Raw genomic sequence first — 18,239 nt, 5'->3', positions numbered from 1 at the left:
GCGCATCTTTTGGATGTCACGCGCACGGTCAGTCGCGCTCAGAAACGTGCCACGGGAATTGACCGCATTGAGCGGGCCTATCTTGAACACCTCATCGCCTGTGATACGCCCTTGTTCGGGCTGGTGCGCACCAAGCTGGGGTTTCTTCTGCTCGACAAAGACGGCTGTGCCGCCCTTCTGCGCCATGTCGTGGACCCGTTCTGGACGCAGGTCGATCTGATCTCGCGCTGGGGCCGCCGCACGGATCAGCCGCGTGCGATTACAGAAACCGGATTGCGGAGGATGGCGTTGGATCGGTCAACGCCGCTGCGACTGAAACGGATGTTGAAACGACATCTTCCCCCCGGTGCGGTCTATCTGAATGTGGGTCAAACCAATTTTAATGATCGCGTCATTCACGCCACCAAAGGCATCGAAGGCGCGCGCATCGTCACCTATGTGCACGACACAATTCCACTGGACTGGCCGGACACCCAAACGCAAAAATCGCGCCTTCGGTTCAAGCGATTTCTAAACTGCGTGGATCGGTTTTCCGACATCGTGCTGTGCAACTCGTCCGTGACCAAGACCGATATACTGCAGCACGTTCACCAAAAATGGGACACAGATATTCATGTGCTTCTCCCCGGATTGCACGACATGCCATTGGGGAATGCCCCGGTTGGCCCATGGACGGACCGCCCCTATTTCATCACGATCGGAACGATTGAACCGCGCAAGCAGATCGGGTTTCTTCTGGATCTCTGGTCAGACTTCGATGGCGATCAGGATCCCCATTTACTGATATGCGGGCAAAGAGGATGGATGAGCGACGCGATTTTTGAGCGTCTCGATCAACATCCGCGCAATGTGCACGAGTTGAACGATCTGTCAGATCCCGACATGTGGGCGCTGCTAAGCCAAAGCAACGGGTTGCTGTTTCCGAGCCTCGCAGAGGGATTTGGATACCCCGCGTTTGAGGCGGCAAAGCTCGATATCCCGGTTCTGTGCAGTCCGCTGCCGGTCTTCAAAGAACTGCTGAAAGATTACCCTATTTACGCAGGCGAATCGGATCGTTACTCTTGGCGCAATAATATCGAGCAACTGGCGCAAAGACGTCGGGGCCAAGGCGGTGAGCAGAACAGGCAAGGGGCAGTGCATGTCCCCGGTTGGCAGGCACATTTCAACCAGCTGTTTACACTTCTTTGATACCCCGCGAGCGGTGCGTTCGCAGGCATAGAGAGCTGACCATTGAGCGTGGTTCAAAGATATGGGCTTCGGCTTCAGCGAAAACGCTGGAGAATTCGCGCGTTTCGTAAACGCCGCGAGATGAAACCTGTTGCTAATCGCACCGGCCAAATCCGCAAGACCGATATCCTGCTGTTTTGTACGCTGCGCAACGAAGGTGTGCGGCTTCCGTATTTCCTCAAATACTACCGCGACATGGGCGTGTCCCATTTCCTGTTTGTCGACAATGACAGCACCGATGGCACGTCCGAATTGCTGGCACAGCAACCGGATGTGTCCGTCTGGCACACGCGCAAAAGTTACAAACGGGCGCGGTTCGGGATGGACTGGATCAACTGGCTGCTGCGCAAATACGGCCATGATCATTGGTGTCTGACGGTCGATCCCGACGAATTCTTCGTCTACCCGTTTTGCGACTCGCGTCCCTTACCCGCGCTGACAGACTGGCTTGAGGCGTCGTCTATCCGGTCCTTCAGCGCGATGTTGCTGGATATGTATCCCAAGAGCAGGATTGATGCGGTGCCGTATCAGGCGGGTCAAAACCCCTTGGAAATCGCCGCGTGGTTTGATTCCGGGAACTACACGCTCAAACGCAATCATTTGCTGGGCAACCTTTGGATTCAGGGCGGCCCCCGCGCGCGGGTGTTCTTTGCAGACCGGCCCGAAGCGGCACCGGCGTTGAACAAGATCCCACTGGTGAAGTGGCACAACCGGTATGTCTATACCAGCTCCACCCATATGCTGCTGCCGCGCGGTCTGAACTATGTCTATGACGAATGGGGCGGGGAAAAAGCGTCCGGCGCGTTGCTGCACACCAAGTTCCTCAGCACCTTTAACGAAAAGGCGATGGAAGAGCTGAAGCGCCGCGAACACTACGCGGGAAGCCTTGAATACGTGGCCTATGCCAGCGCGTTGCAGGACAATCCGGAACTTTGGTGCAAGTGGTCCGAGAAATACATCAACTGGCGTCAGCTTGAAATCCTGGGTCTGATGTCGATGGGGAACTGGGCATGAGCATCGGCATCATCATGCTGGCCCACACGGCGCTGCACCGCGCCGAACAAATTGCGCGTCATTGGACCAAAGCGGGCTGCCCGGTTGTGATCCATGTCGACCAGATGGTGTCGACCAAGCGCTACAAGATATTCACTCAACGGCTCAGCGACGATCCCCTGATCCGGTTCTCGCGCCGCCATCGCTGCGATTGGGGATCGTGGGGGCTGGTTGCCGCCAGTCAGGATGCCAGCGAGTTGATGCTGGCCGAGTTTGAGGATGTCAGCCACGTCTACCTGACCTCGGGAGCGTGTTTGCCCTTGCGACCGGTGCAAGAGCTGATCGACTACCTGAAAGCGCGGCCCAGAACCGACCATATCGAAAGCGCCACAACTGCCGACGTGCCCTGGACTGTCGGGGGCCTGGATGAAGAACGCTTTACGATGCGGTTTCCGTTTTCTTGGCGGCGCAACCGGTACCTGTTTGACCGCTTTGTCGAATTGCAGCGCAAGTTCGGCTATACCCGCAAAATCCCCGATGGGCTGGTCCCGCATATGGGCAGCCAATGGTGGTGCCTGACGCGGCAAACCCTGTCCTCGATCCTGCAGGACCCCAAGCGCAAAACCTATGATCGGTATTTCCGGCATGTGTGGATCCCGGACGAAAGCTACTTTCAAACCCTGTCGCGATTGTATTCGACCAATATTGTCAGCCGATCCCTGACGCTGTCGAAATTCGATTTTCAGGGCAAACCGCATATCTTCTATGATGATCACCTGCAGTTGTTGCGTCGCTCCGACTGCTTTGTGGCGCGCAAGATCTGGCCCAGCGCGGATCGGCTCTACGAGACGTTCCTGAACCCGAAACCCGGAGAGTTGAGCCTGCAGGAACCCAACCCCGGCAAGATTGACCGCATCTTTGCCAAGGCGGTGGATCGCAGAACGCGCGGGCGACCCGGTCTTTACATGCAAAGCCGCCACCCCAACGAGGATTGGGAAAACGGGGTAACAGCGGCCAAGTATTCCGTGTTTCAGGGCTTTACCGAACTGTTTACGGATTTCGAACCGTGGCTCGCGCAGGTCACGGGGGCCAAGGTGCATGGGCACCTGTTTGCTCCGGATCGCGCGCATTTTGCCGATGGTCAGACGGTACTGAATGGGGCGCTGTCGGACAGCGCAACCCTGCGCGACTATGATCCTAAGATGTTCCTGACCAACCTCTTGTGGAACACGCGTGGCGAACGTCAGTGTTTCCAGACCGGTCCGCGCAGCACACCGCATGTGATGTGGGACATCGCCAAAGACCCCAATGCGCAAGTCTCCGTGATCAGCGGGGCCTGGGCCATTCCGTTGTTCCAATCGAACCGGACATTCAGTGATCTGCGCAGCGAAGCCGCGCAGCTGCAGAAGATCGAAACGGAAATGCTGGATGCGTTGCGGTCGCCGTATTCGAAATGCCGCAAGCGCATCTGGACCATGGCGGAATTCATCGAAAGCCCGATGGAGGCGATTCAGGTCATTGTCGATGAAATCGGCTTTCAACCCAACCGCCGCCTGACCGAAGCGCCGCGCATGGTGGACCTGACCGGGTTCGGGCAATTCCTTCAGAACCTGAAAAATCAGGGCATGCATCCTTATCTGATGGGGGATTTCCCGGCGGATCCGATTGCTCACCCCCCGGCGCAGCAAACGCAACGCCCCCGTCCATACTTGGTGAAGCGATAGATCGTGTCAGGCACTTTTGACAGTTTTGTTGTCTTCGCCGACATGCGGACCGGGTCCAATCTTCTGGAGGATTACCTGAATCAGATTGAGGGCGTCACCTGCCATGGCGAGGCGTTCAATCCAAATTTCATCGGCTATCCCAACCGGTCAGACATTCTGGGCATCACGCAACAGCAACGCGAGGACACGCCCGAACGCTTGCTGGCGACCATTCGCCAGCAATCCGACGGCCTTGGCGGGTTTCGCTTTTTTCACGATCACGATCCGCGGGTTTTGCCTGCTATCCTGACCGATCCGCGCTGCGCCAAGATCATCCTGACCCGCAACCCGATCGACAGCTATATCAGCCTCAAGATCGCGCGCGCGACGGATCAGTGGAAACTGACCAACGTCAAGAACCGCAAATCCGCGCAGGCGCATTTCGATCTGCATGAATTTGAACGTCATATTGGCCGCATTCAGGCATTCCAGCTTGAGATCATGCACGCGCTGCAGGTGACCGGGCAATCGGCCTATTATATCGGGTATGACGATCTGCATGACATCGACGTGTTAAGCGGCTTGGCGCAGTGGTTGGGCATATCGATGAGGCCCGAGGCGTTTGAAAGCAATCTGAAGCCGCAAAACCCGCAGCCCTTGTCAGAAAAGGTTGCGAATTTTGACCAGATGACAGTTGCGCTGCGGGGTCTGGACCGTTTCGATCTGACCCGCACACCGAATTTTGAACCAAGACGCGGGCCGGTTGTACCGTCCTACAAAGCCTGCGCGCATCACCCCTTGTTGTATCTCCCCATTCGCTCAGGGCCCGAAAAACAGGTCGAGGCTTGGATGTCCGCGCTTGATGGGGACGGCAGCACACTTGTCAGCAAGTTCAACCAAAAGACGCTGCGCGGATGGCTGCAGGACCATCCCGGTCATCAGAGGTTCACCGTGTTACGACATCCGCTGGCTCGGGCGCACGCGGCTTTTTGTGACCAGATCCTAAGCACCGGTCCCGGCAGTTTCAACATGATCCGCAATCAGTTGATCCGGTTTCATGGTCTTGATCTTCCGGACGACCCCAGTGATCCAGCCTACGACCTGGAGGCCCACCGCGCTGCGTTTGAGGGTTTTCTGGCGTTTCTCCGTGCCAATCTGAACGGACAAACCAGCGTCCGGGTGGATGCACATTGGGCCAGTCAAGCGGCGTGCCTTCAGGGCATGGCGGATTTCTGTCTGCCAGATCAATTGATCCGCGAAGAAGACCTTTGCTCTGCGCTGCCCGATATGGCCCGGCGCGTTGGAATAGCGTCCCCACCTGCGGTTCCGGCCGCGGCCCATCCCGATCAGTCGAAACTTGAGGCGATCTATGGACCCGGTCTCGAAAAGTTGGCCAGAGACGCATACCCGCGGGACTACATGATGTTCGGTTTCGCGGATTTCGATGCGGCGCGGGCCGCGTAGCCGAAAGGCGACGTCTCCAGCGCGGGTTTTGCCCCCGTACCGCATGAACAAGTCGCAGCGCAGACACGTGCGACGGCGGTGCATTCGCGTCGCAGGGATACGTTCAAAGACCAGAGACTGTTTTACAGCACCCGCGACACTCGTTATCCAGCTTCGGACGAAACTTCGCACAAGGTTGGACTATGAGCCACGCGGGCCATCTGTTGATTATCATCGCGCTCTTGCCGTTCGTTGGGGCGTTGGTGCCAGGTGTTATGATCCGGGCTGGGCGAACGGCCTGTGCATGGTTCACGGCGATGCCAACGGCCTTAGCACTGGTTATGCTCTTAATCCTTGCGCCTGCGGTTCTGCGCGGCGAGATCATTCAGGCCGAGATCACGTGGCTGCCTCAACTGGGGTTGTCGGCGTCTTTTTTCCTTGATGGGCTGGGGCTGCTGTTTGCCTGCATGATCACCGGTGTTGGTCTGCTCATCACGCTTTACGCGCGGTTCTACCTGTCGGGCGATGATCCGATGGGGCAATTCTACACCTATTTGCTGCTTTTTCAGGGCGCGATGCTTGGGATCGTTCTGTCAGATAACATCCTGCTTTTGTTGATCTTCTGGGAACTGACATCGTTGTCGTCCTTCCTGCTGATCGGCTATTGGAAGCATCTGCCAGAGGGGCGTCAGGGCGCTAAAATGGCGTTGACCGTGACGGGGGCAGGCGGTCTGGCCATGATTGGCGGGATGCTGATCCTTGGCAATATCGTGGGCAGCTACAACCTGACCGACATTCTGCAAGCCGGCGACCAGATCAAGGCGTCCGAGTGGTACTTGCCCGCGCTCATCCTGATCCTGCTGGGCGCATTCACCAAATCGGCGCAGTTCCCGTTCCACTTCTGGCTGCCGCATGCGATGGCGGCGCCGACGCCTGTGTCGGCCTATCTGCACTCGGCCACGATGGTCAAAGCGGGCGTGTTCCTGATGGCGCGCATGTGGCCTGCGCTGGCGGGGACGGAGGCGTGGTTCTACATCGTGGCGACCACGGGTTTGATTACCATGGTGCTCGGAGCGCTGATTGCGCTGTTCAAGGATGATCTCAAAGCACTGCTGGCGTTCTCAACGGTCAGCCATCTTGGCCTTCTGACGATGCTTCTGGGTTTTGGAACCAAAGCTGCAGCGGTTGCGGCGGTGTTCCACATCATCAACCACCTGACCTTCAAAGCAGCGCTCTTCATGACTGCCGGTATCGTCGATCACGAGACGCATACGCGCGATATCAAACGGCTTGGAGGCCTCAGGCACCTGATGCCGATCACCTTTGCCATCGGCACGATTGCGGCGCTGTCGATGGCGGGGATACCGCTGTTCAATGGGTTCCTGTCGAAAGAGATGATGCTTGAGGAAGCGTCGCACACCAAATGGCTGGACAGCTATTACGTCGTCCCGGTGCTGGCCACGATTGGCGCGCTTTTGTCCGTCGCGTACTCGTTCCGGTTCATCAGTCATGTGTTTCTTGGCCCGGTGCGCGACGACTATCCGGCCAAGCCGCATGATCCGCCCTTTGGCATGTGGGCCGCCCCTGCCCTGCTTTGCGTGTTGGTGCTGGTGATTGGCACGATGCCGTTCCTTGCGGATGGGATCGTCGCAGCCGCGGCAAGCGCTGTGACCGGCGAGACGCTCGATCCGCATCTCAAGATCTGGCATGGCGTGACGCCTGCGCTTTGGATGTCAGTGATCGCGGTGGCGGGTGGTTTGCTGTTGCTGCTGATCCACCGGCCGCTTGATATGGCCTGGATCAAGGCCCCGCGTCCCGAAGCCAAAGCCATCTTTGACCGTTTGATTTCCGGCCTCGTCACGCTGACACGGGGCATCACGGAATGGTCACACAACGGCGCAATCAGCCGGTATCTGGCGATCTTTACCGTGACGTCTGTGGCGTTGGGATGGGTTGCCTATTCCGGAAGCGGCTTGTCTGCGCCAACACGCGACTTGCTACCTGTTCCCGCCGTGATCGCGGTGGGGTGGGTGATGCTGATCGTGGCAACGGTTTCCGTTGTCGTCATGCACCACCACCGCTTCCGCGCGCTGGTTCTGATTGGCATTATCGGCCTGTCGATTTCAGCCGGGTTCGTTTACCTGTCCGCGCCTGATCTGGCCCTGACGCAGATCTCGGTCGAGACGGTCACGATCATGCTGCTTTTGCTGGCTTTGCATTTCCTGCCCAAGATGACGCCCAAGGAAAGCCCTTTGGGGCTCAAGCTGCGCGACGGCGCGATTGCGGTGGTGGCCGGTGGTGGCGTTGGCGCTTTGGCCTATGCCTTTATGATGCGCGATATCGATACGATTTCCGGATACCACATCGCCAACAGCTATGAAGGCGGTGGCGGGACCAACGTGGTCAACGTGATCCTCGTCGATTTCCGAGGGTATGACACCTACGGAGAGATCATCGTTTTGGGCATCGCGGGTTTCGTGATTTACGCGCTGATGCATGCGCTTCTGGAAGGCCCGGCCGCGCGCAGGCTCAAGAACACCGATTATTCGCAAGACCGGTCGCGCGACCGTCACCCGTTGATGATGGTTGTGGTGACGCGCGTGCTGATGCCGATTGCGGTGGTTGTCGGGATCTACATCTTCCTGCGCGGTCACAACCAACCCGGCGGCGGGTTCGTTGCAGGATTGGTGATCGCGATTGCGCTGTTGATGCAGTACATGGCGTCAGGCTTTGCCTGGACACAAGAACGCAAGAAAATCGAATACCACACCATGATCGGGATCGGCGTTGTTATCGCGGGTTTGACCGGCGCTGGCGCATGGCTGGCCGGGCGGCCCTTCCTGACCAGCGCATACACCTATGTGCACCTGCCGCCGATCGAGGAATTCGAACTGGCAACCGCGATGCTGTTCGATCTGGGCGTGTTCCTGACCGTCCTCGGCGCGGTGATGCTGATGCTTTACAGCCTGTCGCGGATCGCGAGATCGGCAGGCACGGCTGCAGAGGTGAACGAGACGCCAATGGATTATGACCCAGCAGAACCCGTTTCTGCGAACAAGGCGGAGGTCTGAGAATGGAGATTATCGTTGCAAGCACGGTTGGCGTTCTGACCGCAGGGGGCGTTTACCTGCTTCTGCGGTTGCGGACCTTTGCCGTGATCCTCGGCCTTGCGCTTCTGTCTTATGCCGTGAACGTGTTCCTGTTTGCCAGTGGGCGCCTTGCCATCGACATGTCGCCCATCCTCAACAAGTACGGCGACGGGGTTTACACCGATCCCTTGCCACAGGCGCTTGTTCTGACCGCGATTGTGATTTCCTTCGGGATGACTGCGGTGTTGGTGATGATTGGTCTTGGTGCCTATCTCGAAGCAGGCAGCGACGAGATCAACATTGATCCAAACGCCGAAGACGACGCGACGGAGCCCCAAGCATGATGCATTGGATCATTCTACCCGTCGTTCTTCCGGCGATGTTTGCGCCGCTAATCGGCTTTGTCATGCGGTGGGACATCACCCTGGCGCGCGCGGCTTCGGTCACTGCAACGGTTCTGTTGCTGGCCGTCTCCATCGGTCTGGCAGTGATGGCCGTTGACGGTGACACGCATATCTATCGACTGGGCAACTGGCCTGCACCCTTTGGCATCGTGCTGGTGCTTGATCGCCTCTCTGCGTTGATGGTGCTTCTGACAGCGGCTCTGGCGTTGGTCGTGCTGGTTCATGCGATTGCCACTGGTTGGGACAACAGGGGACGGCATTTCCATGCGCTGTTCCAGTTCCAGTTGATGGGGATCTGCGGTGCCTTCCTGACCGGGGACATCTTTAACCTGTTTGTGTTTTTCGAGATCCTGTTGATTGCGTCGTACGGGCTGATGATCCATTCCGGCGGCAAGGACCGCATGCGCGCCGGGTTGCAATACGTGGTGATGAACCTCGCGGGATCGACGTTGTTTCTGTTTGCACTTGGCACGCTTTACGCGTCGACGGGCACGCTGAATATCGCGGACCTCGCGGTCCGTATTCCCCAGATCCCGGCTGAAGAAGCCTCGCTCGTCCGTGTCGCCGCGATTCTGCTGATGATCGTGTTCGCCGTTAAGGCCGCACTGTTCCCGGTGCAGTTCTGGTTGCCCGCGACCTATGCAAATGCACCGGCACCAGTGGCGGCCTTGTTCGCGATCATGACAAAGGTGGGTGCCTATGCGATCCTGCGCGTGCACACCGTTGTGTTTGGACCAGACGTTCCCGGCACCGAAGGGCTGGCCAATTCATGGCTGTTCATCGCCTCCATCGTGACCATTGCGATTGGTGCCATCGGGGTTCTTGGCGCAAAACGGCTGATGACCCAGATCGGCTTTTCTGCTGTCGGATCCATGGGAACGCTGCTCGTTGCAATATCGGCCTTCACGCCGACGGCAACAACCGCAGCGCTGTACTACATGGTGCATTCCACCTTCGCCGCCGCTTGCCTGTTCCTGATCGCTGATCTGGTTGTCACGCGGCGCGGCACTGACGTGCTGAGACCGATTGCGCCAACGGTCCAAAACGGGTTGTTTGCAGCGCTGTTCTTTGGGTCGGCCATCGCGATGGCCGGTATGCCACCGCTCAGCGGATTCTTGGGTAAACTGCTTGTCATGGATGCCCTGCGCGAACCCGGCGCGATGGGCTGGGCGTGGGGCGCGATCCTGATCGGGTCGCTTGTGACCATTCTGGGATTTGCGCGCGCGGGCAGTACCTTGTTCTGGAAGTCCACGGCCATGCCAGTGGACGACGCCGAAGACGAGGCGGTGCCTCCACCAAACGCGGCCACCGCGTTGGAAGTCGCCCCGACGATGATCGCACTGGCGATGCTGGCGGCACTGGCGGTCTTTGCCGGACCGGCGACAACCTATCTTCAAAACACCTCGGCACAGCTTTTTGATCGTGCGGGTTATATCGCCGCTGTGCTTGAGCCGAACGAGGAGAGTTAACGCCCATGTTCCGACGCCTCGTCCCACACCCGATCCTGAGCCTTGTCCTTGTGTTTGTCTGGATTGGCCTGGTCAACAAGTTCACGCTTGGCAACCTGATCCTTGGAACGGTGATCGGCCTGAGCATTCCGATGATCACCGCCGCCTACTGGCCCAACCGCCCCAAGATCCAACGGCCGTTCAAGATCGCGGAATACGTGCTGGTTGTTCTTTGGGATATCATCGTGGCGAACGTTCAGGTCGCCATGATCATCCTGTTCAAGCGCGAACCGAACATCAGGTCGCAATGGATCCCGGTGCCCATCGAACTTAAATCTGCCGAGGCGATCACGGTTCTTGCAGGGACAATCACCATGACGCCCGGTACCGTATCGGCCATGTTGTCTGCCGATTGTAATTCCATCCTGGTTCATTGCCTACACACCGATGACCCCGACGCTGTGCGCGATGAGATCAAGTCCCGCTACGAGCGGCGTTTGCTGGAGATCTTCCCATGATCGAATATGCCTTGTTGTTTGCTGCCGGGTGCTACGGTGTTGCTTTGCTGCTTGATCTCTGGCGGATCGCGGTTGGCCCCAACGCAGCGGATCGCATCCTTGCGCTGGACACCATGGTGATCAATGTGATTGCGCTGCTCGTGTTGTATGGCGTTTGGCGTGGCACCGCGATCTACTTTGAGGCGGCGATGCTGGTTGCGATGGTCGGGTTCGTTTCAACCGTCGCCTATTGCCGCTTTTTGTTGCGCGGCGACATTATCGAGTGAGGATGGACTATGAATTTCCTGGCTGAACTTCTTATTTCCATCTTTCTCGTGATCAGCGGGATCTTTGGCTTTGTCGGCTCATACGGGCTGATCAAACTCAAAGACAGCCTGCAACGCCTGCACGCCCCGACCAAGGCCACAACGCTGGGCGTGGGCGGGGTTCTGATTGCGTCGATGATCTATTTCTATGCCAAGACCGGGCATGTTTCCGTGCACGAATTGCTGATCTCGATGTTCCTGTTTCTGACAGCCCCCATCACCGCGAACTTTATTGCCAAGGCCTATATCGCCCGCAACATGCGCGCGCAGGATCTGCCGTCCAGTCACGGTGCGTTTGGCTGGTCAGTTTATGATGATCCCCCCGCAGGCAGCCCGGATACGCGGGACATCTAAAGCGCGCGCGATCAGTCGGTCACTGCTCAGGATTGCAGATCGCTCTCATCGACGACCGGATTCGCACACACACCTATGCCTTCGATTTCAACCTCGATGGTTTCTCCGGGTTTGAGCCACCGGGGCGTCGGTGTCTTTGCCATACCGACACCCGGCGGTGTGCCCATCGCGATCATGTCGCCGGGCTCCAGTGTGGCAAATTCAGAGATGGTCGCGATGCTTTGCGCCACGGACCAGAACATATTGCTCGTAGTGGAGGATTGCAGGATTTCGTCACCAACACGGCTTTCAATGTTCAACCCGCTGGCCCCGGTCGGCAGTTCATCAGGGGTCACGACAATTGGTCCAATGGCACCCGTGCTGTCAAAGTTCTTTCCCGGCGTCCATTGATGGGTCTTGTTCTGGAAGTCCCGTATCGAACCATCGTTGAAGGTGGTGTAGCCAAAGACATGATTTAGCGCGGTATCCTCCCGAATATGCCGCCCGCCGGTTCCGATGATGAACATCAGTTCGGCCTCGTAATCGAGTTGGTCCGAACTGGACGGCCGCACGAGCGGTGCACCTGACGCCATGACCGAATTCCTGCCCCGCATGAAAAACGCAGGATAATCCGGGATGTCATAACCGCCTTCTTTGACGTGGTCCGTGTAGTTCAGACCAAGGCATAAGATCTTGCCGGGGTGCGCGATGGGCAGCGCCGGTGTGATGGCATCAATCGAAACCGTGGGCGCATCGGCGATTTGGTTTTTTACTGTGTCGATCAGGCCGGGATCACGCGCCAAGGCCATCAGGTCCGTGCCAATCTCTGCATTCAAGGTCGTCAGGTTCACGGCCTTTTCACCAGTGACGGCAAAGACCGCACGTTCCTTGGATGTCTCGCCCACCAGGTATTTCATGTTTGCTATCCTTGTCAGCTTCGCAGGTGCCCACACCTTTTACGCATAGTGATAACAGTCGATTTTTCAATTCACTAGAGCGGGATGGATTGCGTAAAACAGCGTAAGGTCTCACGACATGCCATATGACCGGGATGGCTGCATCTACTGACCGCGTTGCACGGTTTCGCCTTGGCAAAAGCGGTGAAATCCACAATCTACACGATGAAGCAAACACAGCTTGCACAGGTCACACGCACCCGACCTGTGCAAATTGACATGTTGACGACGCGACGCGAACAAAGCCCAAGGACCCGCCCCCGTGACAAATATCCTTTACGACGCGCTGATCGCGCCACATGCGACGAACGATACCCCCTTTCTGGTTCAGGACTCGGGCAACACCCTGAGCTATGCAGACTTCGTCGCGCGGGTCGCCCAGATGGCGCATGCATTGGTGGCGTGTGGTGTGAACCCCGGCGATCGGGTTGTGGTGCAAAGCCCGAAACTGGCCGACACTATTGCCCTTTACGGTGCGTCGTTGCAAACAGGGGCGGTCTATCTGCCGCTGAACACGGCATATACGGACGCCGAACTGACCTATTTTATCCAAGACGCGGAACCCGCCGTCGTGGTGTGTGATGCCAAGGACGAACAGGCCATTTCGCAGCTTTGTCACGGCACTGGTGCCAAAGTCCTGACGCTGGCCGCGGATGGGTCCGGCAGCCTGAGCCAGCGGGCCAATGATCAACCTTCAGAGTTTGCAACTGTCCCGCGCGGGCCCGATGACTTGGTCGGGCTCTTGTATACGTCGGGAACAACGGGGCGTTCCAAGGGCGCGATGATGTCTCACCGGAACCTGCTGTCGAATGCCCGCGCGCTGACTGATCTGTGGCAGATCACGTCAGCCGATCGTCTGATCCATGCTCTGCCGATTTTCCACACCCACGGCCTGTTTGTTGCCATGAACACCAGCCTTCTGGCTGGTGCCGAGGTTCGGTTCATGGCGCAGTTCGACCTGGAGATGATCCTTGAAGAATTGCCGCGTTCCACGCTTTTGATGGGTGTGCCAACCTTTTACACCCGGCTTCTTGGGGACGACCGGTTGACCCCGGACCGCTGCGCGAACATGCGTCTCTTTGTGTCGGGCAGCGCGCCCCTGCTGGCCGAAACGCATACCGCATTTGCCGACCGGACGGGACACCGCATTCTTGAACGCTATGGCATGACGGAAACCAACATGATCACGTCAAACCCGTTAGACGGAGACCGGATCGCCGGAACTGTTGGCTATGCTTTGCCGGGGTGCGAGGTCGAAATCACCAATCCCGATGATGGCACACCGCTGCCAAAGGGCGAGATTGGTATGATCGAAGTGCGCGGCGAGAACGTGTTTCAGGGCTATTGGAAGATGCCCGAGAAGACCGCAGAGGAACTACGAACCTCCGGATTCTTTATGACCGGTGATCTTGGGATCATGGCCGAAGACGGGCGCATCAGCATTGTTGGGCGTCAAAAAGATCTCATTATTTCAGGCGGCTACAACATCTACCCCAAGGAAATCGAGGACGTGATCAATGACATCTCCGGCGTTCTGGAAAGTGCGGTCTACGGTGTTGCACATACCGATTTCGGAGAGAGCGTGATTGCGGCCGTGGTTCTGGAACCGGGGGCATTGCTGACGCCCGACATGATTGCCGCAGACGTGGCGCCGAAGCTGGCCCGGTTCAAACATCCGCGTGTTTACGACATCATGGACGCCCTGCCCCGCAACACGATGGGGAAGGTCCAGAAGAACGTCCTGCGCGACACCTATGGGAAGCGCACGTAATCCCGCCGCTGGCCTGTGGATAGAACCGCGATCTAGCGCAATCGGCGACTGCCCCCGTCGATGCTACGTGACTTCGTTCAACAACCATTCGGCGCGCGCGATATGGGTGTGTGCGATGGCCCGTTTGCCTTCCAGACGCGCTTTCTTGTCGGCGGATGAGGTTTCCGCGATTTCGGCATCCAGTTCAGAGGCCTTCTTGCGAAGCTTCTGCAGAACCTTCTCCACATGGCTTGGCTTGATCTTGTGCGCCTTCCCGCTTTCGAGGCGCGCATTGTAGTCTTCCACTTTCGCGGCCAGCTTTTTCAGCCCCATCCCTGTTTCTCCAATCCTGATCCCTGGTGCGTGTCCCGGCAGCCGCTAGACTGCAAACCTGAGACAACCATCAGCTTGATTCCCGCGGTTGATCGGTGATCGCTTCGCCCAATTCCTCGTCATCAAGCGACAAGAGGCGTTCGACCTCGGCCATCGCGCTTTCGCGTTCGATATAGTATCTGCGTGCGGCCTCGATCAGATCGCGCATCGCGCCGTAAGCGTACCCGGAATCGTTCATAAACGACGTGGCTGCGGTGGCATTGATCGCGCCTTTGCGGATCAGGGTATCGACACGTTGCGACGTCATGCGGGCGTCTTCCTCGATCTGGGCGCGTTCCTGATCCAGCCACAGTGCGCTCCGGTGTTCCGGTTCGGTCAGGCCAAGCTTGCGGATTTCAACCGTGATCCGCGCAAGCTCGGTCCGCAGTTCATCGTAGAGTTCAGTCGTGGCACCTTGCCGGCGCACCGTGTAGCGCAGGATGTTCTTGCGCAGATGCTTTACCGATTTCACCGCTTGGACGATATCGCTGGCCACATCCCGCAGCGCATAAACCCGTTCGGCGATATCCGCCTCTACCCGTTTGTCGCCCACCCTTGTCGTGAATTCTACGATCCCGGCATAGAGCGTTTTGACGCGGCGTTCGTAGCCTTCATCAAGGTCGATGTTCAAAGGGGTGCGGCTGTCCCGAACCAGAGCGGCCACATTGTCGGTGGCGAACACCTCGTCACGGTGCAGGTTCAACCCGTGCAGGATCAGTTCAACCGCATTCTCGTAAAGGTGCATCACCTCTTTTCGCAGGGCGATTTCAAGCGTCTGCGGAAATTCATCCACGGCCTCGTTCAAAAAGCGCGGTTGGCTCACGTCAGGCTTTGGTTCCACGATCCTGCGTTTGAGGAACGCGATCAGCCGGGTGAGAAACGGCAACATCAACGCGACGCCCAGCACGTTGAAGATGGTGTGAAACACCGCAAGCTTCATTGCGTAGTCGTCTGGAGCAAGGCCAACCAGATCGCTGATCCAGTCCACCGCATCGCGTAGCGGGGCGATGAGCACAAGCGCGACCAACGCAGTCATTGAATTGAAGATCAGATGCGCCAGCGCCAGCCGCTTGCCCTGAAAGTTCGCGCCCAGTGATCCAAGGATCGCGGTGATCGTTGTGCCGATATTCGCCCCGATGGCCAGCGCCAGCGCGTTTTCATAGCTGATCTGGCCTGCGGAAAGTGCTGTCAGGAGCAGAACCATCGTGGCATGGCTTGACTGCATGATGACCGTCGCGGCTGTGCCGATGAGCGAATACACGAACAGCCCCAGCAACCCGGTGAGCGCGAACCGCGTCAGATCAATCTGGTCCTTGAAGGCTTCGAAGCCTTCTTTCATGTGGTGGATACCCAGAAACAGGAACCCCAACCCTGCAAGCGCGTAACCGATGCCGCGCAATGGCTTGGATTTCTGGAACACCAGTACGATGCTGAGCGCGATCATCGGCATCGCATACGCCGCGATGTTGATCTTGAGGCCCAGCCCCGCAACCAGCCACGCCCCGGTTGTGGTGCCGATATTCGCGCCAAAGATGATCCCCACCCCCCCGATAAGAGAGATCAGACCCGCGCTGAGAAACGAGATGGTGATGACAGAGACCAGCGAGCTCGACTGCAAGAGCGTTGTCGATGCAATGCCAAACGAAATGGCCCGAAATGTGGAACCGGTCGCGCGTTCGAGGATCCGCTCTAGCGCGCCGCCGCCAAAAAGCTTGAACCCGTCTTCCAGCATGAGCATGCCAAAGAGAAAGATCGCGACGCCTGCCGCGATTTCCTGCGCATCGGGACTGACCCAGAAGGTCAGCAGCAGCCCGGCGATCACAACCGGAAGGTAATAGCGTGTCATCGCCTTATAACCGCTGATACGGGCGGGCCAGCGGCGGGCGCAAAAGCGGGCCAACCAACACCGGTGCGTTGAAAATGATCGTCGTTCCGTCCACCCGGTTTCACCCTTTCTGAGTGTTGCAATTCTAAGACATACCGATGCTTGAATGTGTTGTCTTTGACATGGCTCATTCGCGTCCTTGGCCGGTTTGTGATGATCACACTTCGATCACGCAAAAGCCCGGGGGACCCTGTCGTGTTGAGAACCGAAAAAATCGAAAACGCTGCGCAGCGAAACCGGGATGAATTGTTCCGGTTTGGCACGGCGCTGCTGTTCATTGTCGGAATCATGCTGTTCACGATTGTGCGGACCGATGGTGGCACTGACGGGATTCTGCTGGTCGCTGCGGCGATGATTGGCGGCTACATGGCGATGAACATTGGGGCCAATGACGTGGCGAACAATGTCGGCCCGGCGGTGGGATCCCATGCCATCACACTGACCGGGGCCATCGTGATCGCAGCCTTTTTTGAGGCCGGTGGCGCGCTGGTTGCTGGTGGTGATGTTGTGGGCACCATCAAGAGCGGGATCATCGATCCGGACCTTGTTGCAGATCGCGATACTTTCATCTGGATCATGCTGGCCGCCCTGCTCGCGGCCGCGGTCTGGCTGAACTTCGCAACAGCCATCGGGGCACCTGTGTCTACGACGCATTCGATAGTCGGCGGCGTTCTGGGTGCAGGAATCGCCGCAGCCGGTTGGTACATTGCTGATTGGTCAGTTGTGGGTCAGATCGCGGCAAGCTGGGTGATCTCACCCGTGTTGGGTGGACTGATCGCGGCGGGGTTTCTTTTTCTTATCAAACGCTCGATCACCTATAAGCGGGATGTGTTGACAGCTGCCAACCGCATGGTGCCGGTGCTGGTTGCCGTGATGGCCTGGGCCTTTTCGACCTATTTGATGCTGAAGGGCGTCAAGAAACTCGTTGCGGTGTCCTTCCCGATGGCGCTTCTGATCGGGGTTGTGGCAGCGCTATTGGTCTATGTGATCATGCGGCCCCATATTGCGCGGATGACGGCCAAGATGGAAAACCACAAGTCGAGCGTGAACGATCTCTTTACCGTCCCGCTGATCTTTGCCGCTGCCCTTCTCAGTTTTGCGCATGGCGCGAATGACGTTGCAAATGCGGTTGGTCCGTTGGCCGGGATCAATGATGCCATCACCGAAGGCGGCATCTCGACCAAGGCGGGCATTCCACTTTGGGTCATGGCGGTTGGTGCGATGGGGATTGCGCTGGGACTGGCTCTTTATGGGCCGAAACTGATCAAGACGGTCGGCAGCGAGATTACCGAGCTCGACAAGACACGCGCCTTTTGCATCGCCATGGCGGCCGCCATCACGGTCATCATCGCGTCGCAACTTGGTCTGCCGGTGAGTTCGACCCACATCGCCGTGGGCGGTGTGTTCGGTGTTGGGTTCCTGCGCGAATACATCAAATCAAGCTATGCGCGCATGCTGGACGATATTCGCAACCATCATGCCGACAGCGACCCGGAAGCGGTTGAGGCGTTTCTGGCCGAGTTCGAAGCCGCAGATGTTGCCACCAAAGGCGTCTTGCTGCGCACGATGAAAGCGCAGGAAGAGGCGGACCGGTTGCTTGGTAAACAGGAACGGCGCGGACTTGGGCGCGTCCACCGGGTTGAACTGGTCAAACGCAACCTGCTTCTGCGCATTGCGGCAGCGTGGATTATCACAGTTCCCATCGCAGCGGTGCTGTCGGCGATGTTTTTCTACATGATCCGTGGGATGATGTTGCCATAGGTCAGTGGTTGGAATGACCCTCTAACGCAGGGGTCAGAACGTGACCGGAAAA

At 57.9% G+C, this 18,239-nt stretch carries 15 protein-coding genes; 12 read left to right on the top strand and 3 right to left on the bottom strand.

Annotated features, from left to right (window positions below):
* Positions 1 to 9: 9 nt before the first annotated feature.
* The 10 genes from MWU54_RS09125 to MWU54_RS09080 all read left to right on the top strand — a co-directional run bounded on the left by MWU54_RS09125 (position 10) and on the right by MWU54_RS09080 (position 11,484).
* Positions 10 to 1,188, top strand: coding sequence for a glycosyltransferase (locus tag MWU54_RS09125; protein ID WP_247082404.1), 1,179 nt, complete (start codon positions 10 to 12; stop codon positions 1,186 to 1,188).
* Positions 1,189 to 1,308: 120 nt separating this feature from the next.
* Positions 1,309 to 2,241, top strand: a complete 933-nt coding sequence (locus MWU54_RS09120) for a glycosyltransferase family 2 protein (RefSeq protein WP_247082403.1) — start codon at positions 1,309 to 1,311, stop codon at positions 2,239 to 2,241.
* Complete coding sequence (locus tag MWU54_RS09115; RefSeq protein WP_247082402.1) at positions 2,238 to 3,944, top strand: beta-1,6-N-acetylglucosaminyltransferase; 1,707 nt, start codon at positions 2,238 to 2,240, stop codon at positions 3,942 to 3,944. The genes MWU54_RS09120 and MWU54_RS09115 overlap by 4 nt, the downstream gene beginning before the upstream one ends.
* A 3-nt stretch (positions 3,945 to 3,947) precedes the next feature.
* On the top strand, positions 3,948 to 5,387 hold the full coding sequence (locus MWU54_RS09110) for a sulfotransferase domain-containing protein (protein WP_247082401.1): 1,440 nt from the start codon (positions 3,948 to 3,950) through the stop codon (positions 5,385 to 5,387).
* 182 nt (positions 5,388 to 5,569) lie between these two features.
* Positions 5,570 to 8,437 (top strand): monovalent cation/H+ antiporter subunit A, encoded by a 2,868-nt coding sequence (locus tag MWU54_RS09105; RefSeq protein WP_247082400.1) that lies wholly within the window; start codon positions 5,570 to 5,572, stop codon positions 8,435 to 8,437.
* A gap of 2 nt (positions 8,438 to 8,439) precedes the next feature.
* Positions 8,440 to 8,799: a Na+/H+ antiporter subunit C gene (locus tag MWU54_RS09100; protein WP_247082399.1), complete on the top strand. Its 360-nt coding sequence runs from the start codon at positions 8,440 to 8,442 to the stop codon at positions 8,797 to 8,799.
* Positions 8,796 to 10,328: a monovalent cation/H+ antiporter subunit D gene (locus MWU54_RS09095; RefSeq protein WP_247082398.1), complete on the top strand. Its 1,533-nt coding sequence runs from the start codon at positions 8,796 to 8,798 to the stop codon at positions 10,326 to 10,328. The genes MWU54_RS09100 and MWU54_RS09095 overlap by 4 nt, the downstream gene beginning before the upstream one ends.
* A 5-nt stretch (positions 10,329 to 10,333) precedes the next feature.
* Positions 10,334 to 10,825 carry a Na+/H+ antiporter subunit E gene (locus MWU54_RS09090; RefSeq protein ID WP_247082397.1) on the top strand — a complete coding sequence of 164 codons (492 nt, stop codon included), beginning with the start codon at positions 10,334 to 10,336 and terminating at the stop codon, positions 10,823 to 10,825.
* Positions 10,822 to 11,091, top strand: a complete 270-nt coding sequence (locus MWU54_RS09085; RefSeq protein WP_247082395.1) for a K+/H+ antiporter subunit F — start codon at positions 10,822 to 10,824, stop codon at positions 11,089 to 11,091. The genes MWU54_RS09090 and MWU54_RS09085 overlap by 4 nt, the downstream gene beginning before the upstream one ends.
* A 9-nt stretch (positions 11,092 to 11,100) precedes the next feature.
* Complete coding sequence (locus MWU54_RS09080; RefSeq protein ID WP_247082393.1) at positions 11,101 to 11,484, top strand: Na+/H+ antiporter subunit G; 384 nt, start codon at positions 11,101 to 11,103, stop codon at positions 11,482 to 11,484.
* A 26-nt stretch (positions 11,485 to 11,510) separates the two neighbouring features.
* Here MWU54_RS09080 and MWU54_RS09075 read toward each other — a convergent pair whose 3' ends face one another.
* Positions 11,511 to 12,380 (bottom strand): fumarylacetoacetate hydrolase family protein, encoded by an 870-nt coding sequence (locus tag MWU54_RS09075; protein WP_247082391.1) that lies wholly within the window; start codon positions 12,378 to 12,380, stop codon positions 11,511 to 11,513.
* Positions 12,381 to 12,681: 301 nt separating this feature from the next.
* On the opposite strand from MWU54_RS09075, the gene MWU54_RS09070 reads away from it, so the two are divergent.
* Complete coding sequence (locus tag MWU54_RS09070; protein ID WP_247082389.1) at positions 12,682 to 14,190, top strand: malonyl-CoA synthase; 1,509 nt, start codon at positions 12,682 to 12,684, stop codon at positions 14,188 to 14,190.
* A gap of 63 nt (positions 14,191 to 14,253) precedes the next feature.
* Here the strand turns inward: MWU54_RS09070 and MWU54_RS09065 are convergent, their stop codons facing one another.
* Both MWU54_RS09065 and MWU54_RS09060 read right to left on the bottom strand, forming a co-directional pair.
* Positions 14,254 to 14,502, bottom strand: a complete 249-nt coding sequence (locus tag MWU54_RS09065; RefSeq protein WP_247082387.1) for a hypothetical protein — start codon at positions 14,500 to 14,502, stop codon at positions 14,254 to 14,256.
* 70 nt (positions 14,503 to 14,572) lie between these two features.
* Positions 14,573 to 16,387, bottom strand: coding sequence for a Na/Pi symporter (locus MWU54_RS09060; RefSeq protein WP_247082385.1), 1,815 nt, complete (start codon positions 16,385 to 16,387; stop codon positions 14,573 to 14,575).
* Between the two features lie 237 nt (positions 16,388 to 16,624).
* On the opposite strand from MWU54_RS09060, the gene MWU54_RS09055 reads away from it, so the two are divergent.
* Entirely contained in the window at positions 16,625 to 18,187 is a 1,563-nt protein-coding gene (locus MWU54_RS09055; RefSeq protein ID WP_247083983.1) for an inorganic phosphate transporter, read from the top strand.
* Positions 18,188 to 18,239: the final 52 nt, after the last annotated feature.

This window comes from Marivita sp. S6314 (assembly GCF_023015985.1).
In the GTDB taxonomy this organism is placed as follows: domain Bacteria; phylum Pseudomonadota; class Alphaproteobacteria; order Rhodobacterales; family Rhodobacteraceae; genus Marivita.
Note: the sequence above shows the minus strand (reverse complement) of the source record. Positions and strands in the feature narration are given on the sequence as shown.